General features: G+C 71.0%; 15 protein-coding genes. 4 read left to right on the forward strand and 11 right to left on the reverse strand.

The genetic code is table 11. The features are described 5' to 3' along the window. On the forward strand, nt 1-555 hold a 555-nt coding region (locus ACZ60J_RS09805), incomplete at its 5' end, for an ABC transporter substrate-binding protein (protein ID WP_469680294.1). A gap of 123 nt (nt 556-678) precedes the next feature. Here the strand turns inward: ACZ60J_RS09805 and ACZ60J_RS09810 are convergent. Beyond that, a complete protein-coding gene (locus tag ACZ60J_RS09810) occupies nt 679-1872 on the reverse strand; it encodes a nitrate/nitrite transporter (protein WP_469680296.1) in 1194 nt (397 codons plus the stop codon). Between the two features lie 212 nt (nt 1873-2084). On the opposite strand from ACZ60J_RS09810, the gene ACZ60J_RS09815 reads away from it, so the two are divergent. Together ACZ60J_RS09815 and ACZ60J_RS09820 are read left to right on the forward strand one after the other, a co-directional pair. Continuing rightward, nucleotides 2085-2714 (forward strand): TetR/AcrR family transcriptional regulator, encoded by a 630-nt coding sequence (locus tag ACZ60J_RS09815; protein ID WP_469680297.1) that lies wholly within the window; start codon nt 2085-2087, stop codon nt 2712-2714. 102 nt (nt 2715-2816) lie between these two features. Further along, complete coding sequence (locus tag ACZ60J_RS09820; protein WP_250753592.1) at nt 2817-3269, forward strand: PaaI family thioesterase; 453 nt, start codon at nt 2817-2819, stop codon at nt 3267-3269. Nucleotides 3270-3316: 47 nt separating this feature from the next. Here ACZ60J_RS09820 and ACZ60J_RS09825 read toward each other — a convergent pair whose 3' ends face one another. Both ACZ60J_RS09825 and ACZ60J_RS09830 read right to left on the reverse strand, forming a co-directional pair. Further along, nucleotides 3317-3799, reverse strand: a complete 483-nt coding sequence (locus ACZ60J_RS09825; protein WP_469680299.1) for a DUF3291 domain-containing protein — start codon at nt 3797-3799, stop codon at nt 3317-3319. A 32-nt stretch (nt 3800-3831) separates the two neighbouring features. Beyond that, nucleotides 3832-4530 carry a helix-turn-helix transcriptional regulator gene (locus tag ACZ60J_RS09830; RefSeq protein ID WP_469680301.1) on the reverse strand — a complete coding sequence of 233 codons (699 nt, stop codon included), beginning with the start codon at nt 4528-4530 and terminating at the stop codon, nt 3832-3834. Nucleotides 4531-4742: 212 nt separating this feature from the next. Here ACZ60J_RS09830 and ACZ60J_RS09835 point away from each other — a divergent pair, with 212 nt between their 5' ends. After that, nucleotides 4743-6107, forward strand: coding sequence for a DUF2252 domain-containing protein (locus ACZ60J_RS09835; protein WP_469680303.1), 1365 nt, complete (start codon nt 4743-4745; stop codon nt 6105-6107). Between the two features lie 41 nt (nt 6108-6148). On the opposite strand, the gene ACZ60J_RS09840 is transcribed toward ACZ60J_RS09835, so the two are convergent. The 8 genes from ACZ60J_RS09840 to ACZ60J_RS09875 form a co-directional block, all read right to left on the reverse strand. Continuing rightward, nucleotides 6149-7006: a hypothetical protein gene (locus tag ACZ60J_RS09840; RefSeq protein WP_469680304.1), complete on the reverse strand. Its 858-nt coding sequence runs from the start codon at nt 7004-7006 to the stop codon at nt 6149-6151. A gap of 30 nt (nt 7007-7036) precedes the next feature. Then, the gene (locus tag ACZ60J_RS09845; RefSeq protein ID WP_469680306.1) at nt 7037-7657 is read right to left on the reverse strand and encodes a GNAT family N-acetyltransferase; all 621 of its coding nucleotides are present in this window, start codon (nt 7655-7657) and stop codon (nt 7037-7039) included. Beyond that, nucleotides 7582-8193 (reverse strand): PIG-L deacetylase family protein, encoded by a 612-nt coding sequence (locus tag ACZ60J_RS09850; RefSeq protein WP_469680308.1) that lies wholly within the window; start codon nt 8191-8193, stop codon nt 7582-7584. The genes ACZ60J_RS09845 and ACZ60J_RS09850 overlap by 76 nt, the downstream gene beginning before the upstream one ends. A 682-nt stretch (nt 8194-8875) precedes the next feature. Continuing rightward, on the reverse strand, nt 8876-10306 hold the full coding sequence (locus ACZ60J_RS09855) for a dihydrolipoyl dehydrogenase family protein (protein WP_469680310.1): 1431 nt from the start codon (nt 10304-10306) through the stop codon (nt 8876-8878). 61 nt (nt 10307-10367) lie between these two features. Beyond that, nucleotides 10368-10832 (reverse strand): thioredoxin family protein, encoded by a 465-nt coding sequence (locus ACZ60J_RS09860; protein WP_469680311.1) that lies wholly within the window; start codon nt 10830-10832, stop codon nt 10368-10370. 46 nt (nt 10833-10878) lie between these two features. After that, nucleotides 10879-12318, reverse strand: coding sequence for an aldehyde dehydrogenase family protein (locus tag ACZ60J_RS09865; protein WP_469680312.1), 1440 nt, complete (start codon nt 12316-12318; stop codon nt 10879-10881). A gap of 153 nt (nt 12319-12471) precedes the next feature. Next, nucleotides 12472-13671, reverse strand: a complete 1200-nt coding sequence (locus ACZ60J_RS09870; RefSeq protein WP_469680314.1) for a thiolase family protein — start codon at nt 13669-13671, stop codon at nt 12472-12474. Nucleotides 13672-13860: 189 nt separating this feature from the next. Continuing rightward, nucleotides 13861-14883, reverse strand: coding sequence for a LacI family DNA-binding transcriptional regulator (locus tag ACZ60J_RS09875; protein ID WP_469680316.1), 1023 nt, complete (start codon nt 14881-14883; stop codon nt 13861-13863). Nucleotides 14884-15058: the final 175 nt, after the last annotated feature.

Genomic DNA, 15058 nt, shown 5'->3' on the forward strand with positions numbered 1-15058 from the left:
TCCGGCAAGGGCGACGTCTCCGTCGTCCGCACCGACAACAAGGTCACCCCCGACGCCTTCAAGTCCGGCTCCATCGACGGCGCCTGGGTCCCCGAGCCCACCGCCTCCAAGCTCGTCTCCGACGGCGGCACCGTCCTCCTCGACGAAACCACCCTGTGGCCCGACAAGAAGTTCGTGATCACGAACATCATCGTGTCCCAGAAGTTCCTCAAGGAACACGCGGACGTCGTCGAAGCCGTCCTCAAGGGCACGGTCGCCACCAACGCGTGGATCAACGCCAACCCCGACCAGGCCAAGGCCTCCGCCAACGCCAAGCTCGCCGCCGACAGCGGCAAGCCCCTCGACGCCAAGATCATCGACCCGGCCTGGCCCAGCATCCTCATCACCGACGACCCGCTGGCCGCGACGCTGAAGACCCAGTCCGAGTGGGCCGTCAAGGCCAAGCTCATCGAGCAGCCCGACCTCGCCGGCATCTACGACCTGACGCTCCTGAACAAGGTCCTCAAGGCCGCGGGCAAGCCCGAAGTCTCCGACGCCGGCCTCGGCGCCAAGTAGCACGCGCTCTGCGGTGCGGCGGCAGTCCTACCGGACCGCCGCCGCACCGGCGTTCGGCGGCCCCGTCGCTGTCGCTGTCGCCGTCGCCGTCGCTGTCGCTGTCGCTGTCGCTGTCGCTGTCGCTCAGGATGATGGCCGTACGGTCCGCATCCGCCCGTAGGCGTACACGCACCCCGCGAGCGCGAGGTCGGACAGCAGCATGAAGCCGATCGAGTACGAGTCCTTCGCGCTGTAGATCGCGCCCATCACCAGCGGGGGCACGAAGCCTCCGAGGCCGCCCATCGCTCCGACGATGCCCGTCACGCTGCCCACCTGCGGCTGCGGCGTGACCTGTGAGACCAGGGCGAAGACGCTGCCGCTGGCCGTCCCGAGTCCGGCCGCCATCAGGAGCAGGGCGCACGTGCCCACGGGGTTCATCACCGGGTCGAAGGCCTGCACGATCGCGAGGAGCGCCACCAGGCCGAGCGACCCGGCCGTGACCTGCGCCGGATGGATCCGGTCCGACAGCCAGCCGCCGATCGGCCGGAAGACCACCGTGACCAGGGCGAAGCCCGCCGCCTTCGTGCCGGCGTCGGTCGCCGACAGGCCGTACCAGGTCTTCAGATACGTCGGCAGGTACACCCCGAACGCGACGATCCCCCCGAAGCCGATCGCGTAGAGCGCGGCCAGCTCCCACGTCACCCGCAGACGCCCCGCGCCGCGCAGTCGCGAGGCGAGCGAGGCCGTCGGCACGGGCCGGTCCGGCCGGTCCCTGAGCAGCAGGGCGGCCAGGACGGCGTACCCGGCGAGCGCCAGGGCCACCACGAGGAAGGGCAGGTCGGGGTCGTGCTTGGCGATGCGGGGTGTGACGTACCCGGACAGCGCGACACCGCCCATGCCCATCCCGAAGACCCCCAGTGCGAAGCCCCGCCGGGCGGGCGGGAACCAGGAGTTGACCAGCGGGATGCCGATCGCGAACGTCGTGCCGCCCAGGCCCAGCAGGAAGCCGACCACGAGCGTCAGACCGTAGCTCCCGCGGGCCGGGATCAGCAGCAGCACGGGCACGATGGTGAGCGCGGACACGACCGGGAACATCAGCCTCGCGCCGTAGCGGTCGGTCAGTGCGCCCACCGGGATCCGCCCCAGCGACCCGACCAGGACCGGCACCGCGACGAGCAGCGACTGCTGGAACGAGGAGAGGTGGAGCCGGTCCTTGTAGTCGCCGGCCAGCGGCGCGATCAGGTCCCACGCCCAGAAGGTGAGCGTGAAGCCGAGCGTCGCCAGGGCCAGATTGCGGTACCCGGCGGACGAGGGCGGCGACGTCGACGTGGAGTCCATCCCGTCAGTCAAGTCGCCCCGAGCCGTCCGGGCACGCAGGACTGGGCCACAAGGACCACGGCCGCTCAGCCCACCCACAAGCTCGCGGCGGACACCGGCAAGGTCCTCGACCCGGAGGTCATCCACCCGGCATGGCCGATATCCGCGGTCGAGGCACCCCTTGCATGTTCTATGCCATACCCCATAAGTTACCGCGAGGTAGCGCGCGCTCGGTGGCCCGCGTCGTCGTCGCGAAGGGGGTGGAGCGGGTGAGCCCGCGCAAGAGTGACAGCCGTGACCGGATGGTCCTCAGTACGGTTGCCCTGCTGCCCGAGTACGGCGCGAGCGGGACCAGTATCGACCGGGTCCTCGCCCACAGCGGAGCCCCGCGGGGCTCGGTGTACCACCACTTCCCCGGCGGGCGGACCCAGCTCATCGACGAAGCCGTGGCGCTGGCCGGGGAGTTCATCTCGGGCCTGATCGACACCATGACGCAGGCCGGGGATCCAGTGGAGGCCATCGACGCGTTCTTCGTGCTGTGGCGCGACCGGCTCGTGGCGAGCGACTTCCGGGCCGGCTGCCCGATCGTGGCGGTGGCCGTGGAGAGCAACGACGAGGCCCCGCAGCTCGCCCGCTCCGCCGCCGCGGTCTTCGCCCGCTGGCAGGAGGCCTTCGCGACCCTGTTCGTCCGGCACGGCCTGACCGAGGAACGCAGCCGGAGGCTGGGGTCCTTCGTCATCGCCGCGGTCGAAGGCGCGGTGATCATGTGCCGGGCCGAACGGAGTGCCGCTCCGCTCGACGCGGCCGCCGCCGAGATCCACGACCTGCTCGTGTACGCCCTGCGCGACCGCCGCGAACCCTGACCCCGGCCCGGATCCCACGCCGGGGCCGTTGCCGACGCCGGCACTTCCCGCCGACCACCCTGCTCAAGGGCGGCACCAGCACCTCACCCAAGGAGAACGACCGTGACCACCACCGACCTCACCGCCCTGGCGGGCCTGTCCGGCCTGGAACTGATGCGCTGGGTCCAGACCGAACGCCCGGCCGACATCCCCTCCATCGGCCGCCTGCTCGGCATGCGCTTCGACGAGGTCGAGCACGGCCGCATCGTCGTCTCCCTCGACACCCGCCCCGACTTCGCCAACCCGCTCGGCACCGTCCACGGAGGCATCGCCGCCACCCTCCTCGACTCCGCCATGGGCTGCGCCGTCCACACCACGCTCCCCGCCGGTACCGGCTACACGACCCTCGAACTCAAGGTCAACTACATCCGGGCCGCCCGCACCGACGGCCAGGTGCTCACCGCCGAGGGCAAGGTCATCCACGCCGGCCGCCGCACCGCCACGGCCGAGGGCAAGGTGCTCGACGACCAGGGCAAGCTGATCGCCCACGCCACCACCACGTGCATGATCTTCTGATTGCCTGAGCCGGTTCCCGCGTTGCCCGCGGGCCCAGGACCGTCCGCTCAGACCGCGGCGGCCTCGGCGGCGGTGTAGGAGGAGACGAAGGTGAACGCGCGCGGGGACGGTCCGTGGGCCTGCAGCTCCGCCAGCCGCTCCAGGGCCTCCCCGACGGTGGGGAGATGACCGGCGGGGACCCACCAGAGCACCAGGTGCGCCTCGACGTGCCGTTCGAACCATTCGCGGCGCCGCCGCATCATCTCCAGGTGCCCGCTGCGGTAGGCGAAGTCCCACAGGGACTCCTGGGTCTCCCACACGGACAGGTTGACGATGCGGTCCTCGCCCGCCGGGCGCAGGCCGGTCGCGTCGGCCGCCCCCTCTTCCACGAGCCGCCACACGAAGCCGGGCGCACCGTCGGCGGCGGCGTTGACCGGGTCGAGCATCTCCACGAAGGGCGCCGACCTCGGGTCGTCGAGGGGGTGGAGGAGTGTGGCGACGTTGAGTTGGGCCAGGTGGGCGGCGTGCGGGGGCGCGGCGGATGCGGTCATGGACTCATCCCAGCACGGCGCCCTTTTCTATGTCAACAATCATTATCTTTAGAAGGTTCGATCACGACACAGCACTCCCCCGGCCGGGCGTCCATGCGGGCGCGCACAGGCCCGTCCGCACCGAGCAGCCCCTCCAGCAGGGCGAGGTTCATGCCGCAGACGAGCGGCGGGAAGCGTTCGGCAACGGCGTGGAAGGGGCAGTTGCGCATCCGGACCACGGGCGCGGCCGACCCCTCGGAGCCCTCCGGACCCGCGGGCCCGCCGACACCTTCCAGGTGCGGTTCGTACCCCCGGGCGGCCAGCACCTCCAGGGCCTCTTCGAGGCTGCCGCACGGCCCCTCCGGGCCGCGCAGGACCTCACCGCGCCGACGCGCGGCCGCACAGAGCCCGGCGTCCAGCCCGGCCTCCTCGGCGGCCTCTGCCAGCAGCTCGGCGGCGGTGCGGTAGTCGCGGGCGGGCAGCGACACCGACCGCTCGACCCGCGCCCGCGTGTACACCTTGGCGGGGCGACCCGCCCCGGGCCCCGAACGACCCGTCAGCCGACGGCTACCGCTCTCCAGCAGCCCGGCCCCGGTCAGCTTGTCCAGGTGGTGCGCAGCGAGCGTGCGCGCCACCCCGACCGCCTCGGCGGCCTCGTTGCGTCCGACTTCACGGCCCTGCGCCGCCACGTACTCGTACAGACGGCGCCGCACCGGATCCTGCAGAACCGCGATCGCATCGATGTCGTTCACCCGGTCAGTCTACGAACGCCGCAGAAGGGAGCCAGGAGAGCGCGACCTGCCGAAACGAGAGCAGTACGGAGAGCAGCCGGGGACGAGGGCAGAGGAGGGGGGGAGCCTCTCTCCCCGTAGGCCCGTTAGGCCGACAGGAGACGGCTCGCCGGTCCGGACGTGCGCCGGGGCGGCGGTGCGCCCAGGCTTGGGTGGGGACAAGGAGATGGGGCATGACCAGTCCGACCGAGAAGGCCCGACGTGGCCGGGCCGCCCGCAAGCGGGTGACCCGGAGCTCGCACGGGAGGTGGAGCGCGGCGGCGGACCGGCCCGATCCGCTCGACGTGCTGGAGCGGCAGGCCGCCGACCGGCTCGTCGAGCTGCTGCCGATCCGCTACGGGCGGATGGCCGCCTCCCCGTTCGCGTTCCTTCGGGGCGCGGCCGCGGTGATGGCCGCGGACCTGGCGGCCCAGCCCGACACCGGCCTGACCGTCCAGCTCTGCGGCGACGCCCACCTGCTGAACTTCGGCCTCTTCGCCTCACCCGAGCGGACGTTGCTGTTCGACCTCAACGACTTCGACGAAACCCTGCCCGGACCCTTCGAATGGGACGTCAAACGGCTCGCCGCCAGCACGGCCGTGGCCGCCCGGGAAGCCGGCCACGGCGACGACCGGGCATGGCAGTCGGCCCAAGCCGCCGCCCGGGCCTACCGGTCATCCATGCGACACCTCGCCGAGCTCGGCGAACTCGCCGTCTGGTACCAGCGGTTCGACACGGCCGAGGTCCTCCCGATGATCCGCAAGACCAAGCTGCGGAGCCGGGTCGAAGCAAATCTGGCGCGTGCCCGACGGCGCACCAGCCTGCAGGCCCTCGGCAAACTCACCGAGACCCGGGAAGGCCGCCGGCACATCGTCCACGACCCGCCCCTGCTCGAGCCCCTCACCGCACCCGACAGCGAGGCCGTCACCGAGATCTTCCGCGAGTACAGGGACACCCTCCCCGAGGAACGGCGCACCCTGCTCGACCGCTACCGGTTCGTCGACGCAGCACGGAAGGCGGTCGGCATCGGGAGCGTCGGCACCCGGTGCTTCATCGTCCTACTGACGGGCCGCGACGAGCAGGACCCGCTCTTCCTCCAGATCAAGGAGGCCGGACGCTCGGTACTGGAAGACCACCTCCCCGCCGACGCCCAGACCCACACCCACACCCACACCCACACCCACCACGGTCACCGCGTGGTCGCGGGGCAGAAACTCCTCCAGACAGGCGGAGACATCTTCCTCGGCTGGACGACGGGACCGGCCGGGCGCGACTTCTACGTCCGGCAGCTACGCGACATGAAGGGCTCTGCCGTCGTCGAGACCATGCCCCCGGCCCTTCTCCGCCAGTACGCGGAACTGTGCGGCACCACATTGGCCCGGGCCCACGCCCGTTCCGGCGACCGCATCGCCATCGCCGGGTACCTCGGCAACTCCGACACCTTCGACCGCGCCGTCGCCGACTTCGCACTCCGCTATGCGGACCAGACCCTCCAGGACCATGCCCTGCTCACCGCAGCCGTCTCCGAGGGCTCCATCACCGCCACCCACGGCATCTGATCGGCGCGTCCGCTGTCCCCGGTACGCCCGGCGTCGAGACTTCACAGTACGAAAGGATTGCCTTCCGCCAGACCCGTCTGAAGACGCGCGACGCCGTTTCTCGTGTCCACGCGCAGAATCAACGCGTACGGCCTCGATCCGCATTTACGGGCGATTCGACGCCAGTTGACGAGCAGAAAATCCGTGGCGGCAAGACTTGCCATGTCGCTGCTACCCGCGAAGAGAGTTATTCTTTTCCCGCTTGAATCGATGAAAAAAGATTGCACGATTGCAATCTCGGTTTCCGATCCTGCTCCACGCCCGGGAAAGAACTGCCCCGCCATGGGTCCTCTCGTGATCCTTACGCCCCACTCGCCGTCAGCCCCTCCCAATTCGGGTACCACCTGGCTGTCCATAAGGGCGAAGGACAGTCGAGTCAAGTGGTTGTACGCGGGGCCGCCCATGAGAACGAGGCTGCGTCCAGCCAGTTCGCCCGGCAGGTCGGTGAAGAACTGTGCCGCATCCCCAGTTGCCACGGATGCCGCACTCTCCGGGCAGGTGAGGGTCGCCTCGACCGGCCCACGGGAGCCCGTCCGGCCTGCTGCGACGAGCGGCCGTCCGGGCTTGAGAAGGCGTACCAAGGGATCCGTGAGCGAGTCCCGCAACGCCACTGCCGCTTCGAACTCGCAGCGCGTGACGGCGCTTCCGGTGAATCCGACAGTTCTGTACGTTCCGATCGTGCCCCCTGCCTTCACGCGCACGTCCGGAAGCAGCAGCAGGATGCGAACATTTCGCCGCGCCCCCAGCAGTTTGGCAAGTCCTCGATTCTGGCTACGTAGCAGTAGATAGCCGGACCCGACGGCCAGAACGGTCCAGATGGCACTTGCGATCAAGTTTTCCAAGATCGCGAAGGTGTTCACGCGATTCTCCCACCTCGGTAGAAAATTTGGTCACCACACATCCCCGGCGCGCCAGTGGGTTGTCAGATCCTGCGTGGGGTCGATGTCGCTTCCGCTGGGCAATCGGACCATGACCGCACCGCGGTCCGGAGAGCAGGGCACACGACCCGACGCCGTGATGGCGAAGGTAGGGCCGGCCCACTTCTCCCAACCCAGACGCTCGTAGAAGTGGTACTTGCTGGCGGCGAATGCGCCGATCTCGTGGTGGAGCCGGACCTCGGCGGTGGCCATCGCCATGACGATCGTGCCCAGACCGCGGTTGCGCAGGTCCGGAACGGTCGCCATCGACTCTCCGTACACACCTCGTAGCACTCGGCCGCCCTGTTCGAAATGGCGTGGCACCAGAGATCCGTGAGCGACCAACCGCCCGTTGTACCGGACGAGGTAATGGGTGCCACCCAAACAGTGCTGCCAGGACGTCTCGCCGTATCGGGAACCGAACGACTCCACTAGCATAGAGCGAATCTCTGCGAATTCATCCGAAGTCAACTCGGCGGTGTCGCGAGTATAAGGATGGAGGATCATACTCGATTCCCTTACTGTCCGAGCTTCACGTGACCCGCCAAAGGGAGAAATACCCGAAGCGGGGTGAAAACCTCTGCGTACTGACATCCGAATTGGATCCCGTGTACCCGGGCGCGAGCTCGGACGCCTTCTTCAGTCAGTTCTGGCCGGCGACCGAGTTGCGACCGATGCTCAGCGAGCAGCGAGATCTTCTCCGTGATGACACCACTGATGTCCACGGCAATTCCGCTGGACAGGACCGGAGACCTTGGAGACTCGAAAAACAGGACGCTGTGCAGGTTCCGAGCAGCGATCCGCAGGGCCTGGTGAGTGAGCACATGGTCCTGATGCGTGTCCTCCCCGAGGTGCGTGTACACGAGATCGGCACCGCAGAGCGCGAGCGCTTTCTCCAGCATGCCGGCGAAATCATTCAACGGGCCGAGATCTCCGTCGGGCAGACCCAGCATGATCACTTCGGCGCCAAGATGCGCCGCCGCTCGCATTTGTTCGCCGGCGCGTTCTGCCGTACCGCCGCCTTTTGCCCCATCACTCGCGATGATCAGGGTTATCTTGGCGCCCTGTTGGGAGTGGCGCACGAGAGCACCACCGCAACCGAATTCGATGTCGTCCGGATGTGCCCCCACAGCCGCTACGCTCCGCCACATTGTTCCCCCAGCACGGTCCTCCCCATGGAACCGTGTACCGACTATGCAGTGTTCGGCGGCGGTTGAAAAGGTGCGGCAGCAGGACGCTTCCATCTCGTCTTCGACAGGCCACGTAAGGCGAGGGCCTGGCCGGGGCGCTCACGCGCACGACGCCGAGTGAGACGATCACGCTGCCCCAGCAAGGAGGCGGTGTGTCGGGCGAGTCGACGGGTGACTGCACCTGATTCAACGCCGCAATCCCCAGCCTGGCTAACGCTTCTGGCCTCGATCTTTCATGAGGGTCCGTCGGTTGCTCCGGCGGGCCGTTTCGGCAGGTCGGATCGGTGGTGGGCACGCTGATGTCCGGCTGTCGCGTCGGGCGGTCGCCGGTGATCTCGGCGACCGGGCTTCGTCCCGGACCTCGCCGCCGGGCTCGATCGCTGCCCTCCAGGCCGGGGGAGTTGGGCCGTGACGTGCTCACGCGCTCCGGCCCGCGGCCCGTATCGCGGACAGGGCCTTCGGTCCAGCTGCTGCGAGGGCGTCGACCAGCCGGGAGACCGTCGGGTCGGAGATGCGGACTCGCGGACAGGACCCGCTTCAGGAAAGCGCGAGGCCAGGGACCAGCCACGCGCTCCCGGAAAAGAACGACATCGGAGCGTCCCGTCGTCCCTAACGGCGGGACTTACCCTCTGTACTCCTCCAGCAGTCGCAGCCAGATCTCGCTGATCGTCGGGAACGCCGGGACCGCGTGCCACAGGCGGTCGATGGGGACTTCGGCCGCGACCGCGATGGTCGCCGCGTGCAAGAGTTCGGCCGCGCCCGGGCCGACGAAGGTGACGCCGAGGAGGATCTCGCGGTCCAGGTCCACCACCATGCGGGCCCGGCCGCGGTAGCCGTCGGCGTACAGGCCCGATCCGGAGACCTTTCCCAGGTCGTAGTCCACTGCCCGGACCCGGTGGCCGGCGCGCTCCGCCTCCGCGAGGGTCAGGCCCACCGACGCGGCCTCTGGGTCGGTGAACACGGCCTGCGGGAGGGCCTCCGTATCGGCGGTCGCGGCGTGTGCGCCCCAACGGCCGGTGTCCAGCGATGCGTTGCCCGCCGCCCGGGCGGCGATGACGGAGCCCGCGATCCGCGCCTGGTACTTGCCCTGGTGGGTCAGCAGCGCCCGGTGGTTGACGTCGCCGACCGCGTACAGCCAGTCGGTACCCGGCACTCGGCAGCTGTCGTCCACCGTGATCCAGCCGCCCGGGGTGAGCCCGACCGTGTCCAGCCCGATGTCCTCGGTGCGCGGGGTACGCCCGGTCGCCATCAGCAGCTCGTCGCCCTCCAGCCGCTCGCCGTCTTCGAGCACCACCGTGACGGGCCCGGTCGGGCCGTCCCGTACGACGGACTCGACGGCCACACCCGTACGGACCACCGCGCCCGCCTCGCGCAGTGCGTCGGCGACCAGTTCCCCGGCGAAGGGCTCCATGCGGGGCAGCAGCCCGGAGCCCCGTACGAGCAGGGTCACCTCGGAGCCGAGCGCCTGCCAGGCCGTGGCCATCTCCACGGCCACCACCGACCCGCCGACGATCAACAGCCGGCCCGGCGCCGCCTGCGCCGACGTCGCCTCGCGGCTGGTCCACGGCCTGGCGTCCGCGATGCCCGGCAGGTCCGGGATCACGGCCCGGGTGCCGGTCGCGACGACGACCGCGTGCCGGGCGGAGAGCACGTGGTGCTCCCCCTCCGGGCTGGTGACGGCGACCTTGCGGACCCCGTACAGCCGACCGTGGCCCCGGTACACGTGGGCGCCGACCGACCCCAGCCAGTCGATCTGGCCGTCGTCCTTCCAGTTCCCGGTCCAGTAGTCCCGGTGCGCGAACACCGCTTCCGCGTCCAGCGGACCGGCCACGGACCCCGCGAGACCGGGCACCCGGCGCGCGTCGGCCCGCGCCAGCACCGGGCGCAGCAGCGCCTTGCTGGGGATGCAGGCCCAGTACGAGCACTCGCCGCCCACCAGCTCGCTCTCGACCAGCGCCGTGCTCAGCCCGGCGGCGCGGGTCCGGTCGACGACGTTCTCGCCGGCCGGGCCCCCGCCGAGGACCACTACGTCGTACTCCACCGCTTCGCTCATCGGGCCAGTCTCGCCGCAGGGCGGGAGCCCGTCACGTAATCGGACGTCCGGCGTGCCGGGATCAGGCGTCCGGCGTGCCGGGCTCCTCGGAACCGGCGCCGGCCTGCTCGGCGGCGATCTTCGTGCGCACCTCGTCCATGTCGAGCGCCCGGGCCTGGGCGATCAGGTCCGTCAGTGCCGCCTCGGGCAGTGCACCGGGCTGGGAGAAGATCGCGACCTGGTCCCGGACGATCATGAGGGTCGGGATCGAGCTGATCTGGAAGGCGGCGGCGAGCTCCTGCTGCGCCTCGGTGTCCACCTTGGCGAAGAGCAGGTCGGGATTGGCCTCGGCCGCCTTCTCGTAGACCGGGGCGAACTGCAGGCAGGGGCGGCACCAGCCCGCCCAGAAGTCGATCAGGACGAACGAGTTCTCGCTCACCGTCCGGTCGAAGTTCTCCTTGGTGAGTTCGACAGTAGCCACGGTTTTCCAGACCTCCAGAGTGCTGTGCTGCTTCTTTTCCCTGAACGAACGACCGGCCCGAAGCATTCCTGACCGCGAACGGTGCCCGCAATGCCCACACTGGAGCCGTGCCCTAGAAGGGATGCCCGCCCGGGGTGGCCCGGAGCGTGGTCCAGCGCAGCTCGGTGAAGGCGTCGAGGTTCGCCTCCCCGCCGAAGCGGGCGCCGGTGCCGGACGCGCCGACACCGCCGAAGGGGGCCACCGCCTCGTCGTTCACCGTCTGGTCGTTGACGTGCGCGATCCCGACCGGGATCCGCCCCGCCAGGTCCAGTCCGCGCGCCGCGTCACCGGTGACGATCCCGAGGGAGAGCCCGTAGGGGCCGGCCGAGGCCAGCTCCACGGCCTCGTCCTCCGTCGCGAAGGACCGTACGGGCGCCACCGGACCGAAGACCTCCTCCGTGTAGGCGGGGCAGTCCTCGCCGGCGCCCGCCAGCACCGTCGGCCGGTAGAAGAGGTCCTGGTGGGAGCCGCCCGTGACGAGTTTGGCGCCCTGCGCGGTGCTGGCTTCCACCAGGCCGTGGACCCGGTCGAGCTGGGACCGGTCGATGAGCGGCCCCAGGTGCACCCGCTCGCGGTACGGGTCCCCGACCGCGAGCTCCTCCGCGCGCACGGCGAGCCGCTCCACGTACTCGTCGTAGAGCGAGGCGTGCACGAGGTGCCGGCCGGCCGTCATGCAGATCTGGCCCTGGTGGAAGAAGGAGCCCCAGGAGGCCTGCGCGACGGCCGCCGCCACATCGGCGTCGCGCAGCACGACGAGGGCCGAGTTGCCGCCCAACTCCAGGTGGACGCGCTTGAGGTGACGGCCCGCCAGTTCCCCGACGGCCCGGCCGCTCGCCGTGGACCCGGTGAACGACACGACCCTGACCAGCGGATCGGCGACCACCGCCGCGCCCGTCTGCGCACCGCCGGGCAGGACGTGCAGCAGTCCGCCGGGCAGGCCGGCCGCCGCGAAGACGGCGGCGAGTGCGAGCCCGCCGCAGACGGCGGTACGGCGGTCCGGCTTGAGGAGCACCGCGTTGCCGAGGGCGAGCGCGGGTGCGACCGAGCGGATCGAGAGGATCAGCGGCGCGTTGAAGGGCGCCACCACCCCCACCACACCGACGGGTTCGCGGCGGGTGAAGGACAGGCGCGGCGCCTCGCTCGGCAGCACCTGCCCGGCCGGACGCGAGGCGAGGGCCGCGGCCTCGTAGCACTCCTGCGCGGCGACGTGCAGCTCGAAGTCGGCCTTGCCGGGGATGGATCCGGACTCGCGGACCAGCCAGTCCCGCAGCTCGTCGGCGTGGGCGGTGAACAGGTCCCCGGCCCGGCGCAGCACGGCCGCCCGCTCGAGGTGGGTGGCCCGCGCCCAGTCCCGCTGGGCCGCGTGGGCCCGTACGGCGACCTCCGCCACATCGGCCGGTGCGGCCAGGTCGATGGTCGCGAGGGTCTGGCCGGTGGCGGGTTCGAGGACCGGGGCGGTACCGCCGGTGAGGGTGGGTCCGTCCTGCCAGAGCGTCGGATCGAGGAGCGGCATGGCGCGAGGCCTCCGGATGCGGTGTGCGTGGCGGGGGGGGCGGCAGCACGCGCCATCGTGCCACCCCACCGCACCGGAGGCATCAATTCTTTTTACTTACCGATCAGTTGCCACCCGACTATGTCCGGAAACGATCGACGCCCCGGAGTCCGGTCAGCGCTCCAGCACGAGGGCGATTCCCTGCCCCACACCGATGCAGAGGGCCGCGATCCCGGTACCGCGTCCGGCCGCGGCGAGCTGGTGCGCCACCGAACCGGCCAGCCGGGCGCCCGAGGCGCCGAGCGGGTGCCCGATCGCGATGGCCCCGCCGCGCGGGTTGACCACGGCCGGATCCAGCTCGGGCCAGGAAGCCAGGCAGCCCAACGCCTGCGCCGCGAAAGCCTCGTTGAGTTCGAAGGAGGTGAGATCGGCGAAACCGCGGCCCGCCTTGGCGAGCGCGCGCTCGACGGCTTCCACCGGCCCCAGACCGAAGAGCTGGGGCTCGATCCCGGTGACGGCCGACGCGCTGATCCGGGCCAACGGCTCCCGCCCGGTGGCGGCCAGCCCCTCCTCGTCCGTCAACAGCAGTGCGGCGGCGCCGTCGTTGAGCGGCGAGGCGTTGCCCGCCGTGACCGTGCCGGTTCCGTCCGTCCGGAACGCGGGCTTCAGCCGGGCGAGCGCCTCCGGGGTGGAGCCCTCGCGGATGCACTCGTCGCGCAACAGGTCCACACCCGCGTACGGGACCACCTCGGCGTCGTACTGCCCTGCGGCCCAGGCGGCGGCCGCCTTGCGGTGGCTCTCCAGCGCGAAGGCGTCCTGCGCCTCGCGGGTGATGCCGTGCTTGTCGGCCACGAGCTCGGCGCCCTCGCCGAGGGAACCGGTCCACTCAGCGGGCATCCGGGGGTTGGTCATCCGCCAGCCGAGCGTGGTGGACCACATCTGCTGGTGCCCGGCCGGGAAGGCGCGCTCCGGCTTCTGCACCACCCAGGGGGCACGGCTCATGGACTCGACACCGCCGGCGATGGCGACGGAGGCGTCGCCGAGCGCGATGGCGCGGGCCGCCTGGACGACGGCTTCGAGCCCGGAGCCGCAGAGGCGGTTGACGGTGACCCCGGGCACGGTCACGGGGAGCCCGGCGAGCAGCACCGCCATGCGGGCCACGTCCCGGTTGTCCTCGCCCGCGCCGTTGGCGTCCCCGAAGACGACGTCGTCGATGCGGGCCGGGTCCAGTGCGGGCGTACGGTCCACGAGCGCGCGCACCACGTGAGCGGCCAGGTCGTCGGGGCGGACCCCGGCGAGTGCGCCGCCGAACTTCCCGATCGGCGTGCGGACGGCGTCGACGACATAGACGTCGCGGACGGTACGGATGCTCATGGAGTCCCTCCGGAGCGAACGGGAGGCGGCGCGGCACACCGACACCGCTGTCCGGCCCGGCGTACGCTCCGCCCGCGCCCGGTGGGGCGCGCCCGAAGTCTCCGTCGCCCCGACCCCCCTGTCAACGCCCCCCGGCTCCCCACGGGGCCCCGACCTGCGCGCGGACCCCGCGCCTCGGGAGCCACCGGCTCACGTCGAGTCCCGCGGCACCGCCACCGCCGCCATCAGGTCGTGCCTGCGCACCGCCGCCGCGGGCTCCCGTACCGCCTCGTCCAGCAGGGCCGCCAGCCGCTCGCCCGTCGGCATCTCGATCTGCACCGTGCTGAGCCTCGGCCGCAGCAGCCGCCCGATCAGCAGGTCGTCCGCGCCCATGACGGCCACGTCCTCCGGCACCCGCAGCCCGACGTCCTGGAAGGCCCGCATCAGCAGCATCGCGTACTCGTCGTTGTACGCGAACGCCGCCTCCAGCCCCAGCTCCGCCCACCGCCGCGCCAGCTCCGCCGCCGACTCCTCCGAGTAGGCCATCCGCAGGGCCACGATCTCCGCCCCCGGGACGGACCGCGCGCCCTCCAGCCGGGGCGCGGAGAAGAGTCCCAGCCCCTCCTCCTCCGGAACCACCACGCCGATCCGCCGCCGGCCCCGCTCCACCAGGTGCTCGGCCGCCCGCGCGCCGACCTCCGCCTGGTCCATGAGCAGCGCGTGCGCCCCGGGAACGGCGTCCGGGCCCATCGTCAGCACCGCGCGCGCCCCGGCCCGCTTGAGCGTGGCCACGTTGCGCGCGGACAGGGTGATCTCCCCGAGGGAGAGCACCGCGACCGGCCGTAGTTCGGCCCAGGCCCGCGCGGCCTCGTCACCGGTGAGGCCGAGGCTGCCGTACTGGACCACCGTGTAGTCCAGGCTGCGCAGCGCCCACTGCAGTTCGTTGAGGAAGGTGCTGTAGAGCGGGCCGACCGGCACGTGCGAGGTGGGCAGCAGCACGATGCGCGTGTGCCCGGCGCGCAGACTGCGGGCGGCCGCGTGGGGGACGTAGCCGAGCTCCTCGGCGGCCTCGCGCACCTTGCGGCGGGTCGGCTCGCTGATGCGTACGGCCTCCGCGTTGTTCAGGACGTACGAGACCGTCGCGCGCGACACGCCGGCAAGACGGGCGACGTCCGCGCTGGTCGGAACGGGCGACGGGGACTGCGGCGTGGGGGGCTTCGATGACTGAGACATTGCCGTGGCATCTTTCCAGACCGTTTGGGCCCAGGGGCTAGCGGATGGCCGGAAACCAATGCTACACAGTGGTTACACGATTCAGTGACACGTGTAACCATGGCGTCACCCCAGCTTCACCAAGGGTGTCTCCACACGTGCCTGTGCCGTGCCCGATCGTGCCGCCGCCCTGCCG

The sequence above is a fragment of the Streptomyces sp. NPDC104226 genome, from assembly GCF_055584085.1.

What these genes read in the sequence shown, in the direction of transcription:
- ACZ60J_RS09810 (WP_469680296.1), bottom strand. Translation starts at nt 1,872, where the DNA reads ATGGACTCCACGTCGACGTCGCCGCCCTCGTCCGCCGGGTACCGCAAT.
- ACZ60J_RS09825 (WP_469680299.1), bottom strand. Translation starts at nt 3,799, where the DNA reads ATGACCGCATCCGCCGCGCCCCCGCACGCCGCCCACCTGGCCCAACTC.
- ACZ60J_RS09835 (WP_469680303.1), top strand. Translation starts at nt 4,743, where the DNA reads ATGACCAGTCCGACCGAGAAGGCCCGACGTGGCCGGGCCGCCCGCAAG.
- ACZ60J_RS09845 (WP_469680306.1), bottom strand. Translation starts at nt 7,657, where the DNA reads ATGTCAGTACGCAGAGGTTTTCACCCCGCTTCGGGTATTTCTCCCTTT.
- ACZ60J_RS09855 (WP_469680310.1), bottom strand. Translation starts at nt 10,306, where the DNA reads ATGAGCGAAGCGGTGGAGTACGACGTAGTGGTCCTCGGCGGGGGCCCG.
- ACZ60J_RS09860 (WP_469680311.1), bottom strand. Translation starts at nt 10,832, where the DNA reads ATGCTTCGGGCCGGTCGTTCGTTCAGGGAAAAGAAGCAGCACAGCACT.
- ACZ60J_RS09865 (WP_469680312.1), bottom strand. Translation starts at nt 12,318, where the DNA reads ATGCCGCTCCTCGATCCGACGCTCTGGCAGGACGGACCCACCCTCACC.
- ACZ60J_RS09870 (WP_469680314.1), bottom strand. Translation starts at nt 13,671, where the DNA reads ATGAGCATCCGTACCGTCCGCGACGTCTATGTCGTCGACGCCGTCCGC.
- ACZ60J_RS09875 (WP_469680316.1), bottom strand. Translation starts at nt 14,883, where the DNA reads ATGTCTCAGTCATCGAAGCCCCCCACGCCGCAGTCCCCGTCGCCCGTT.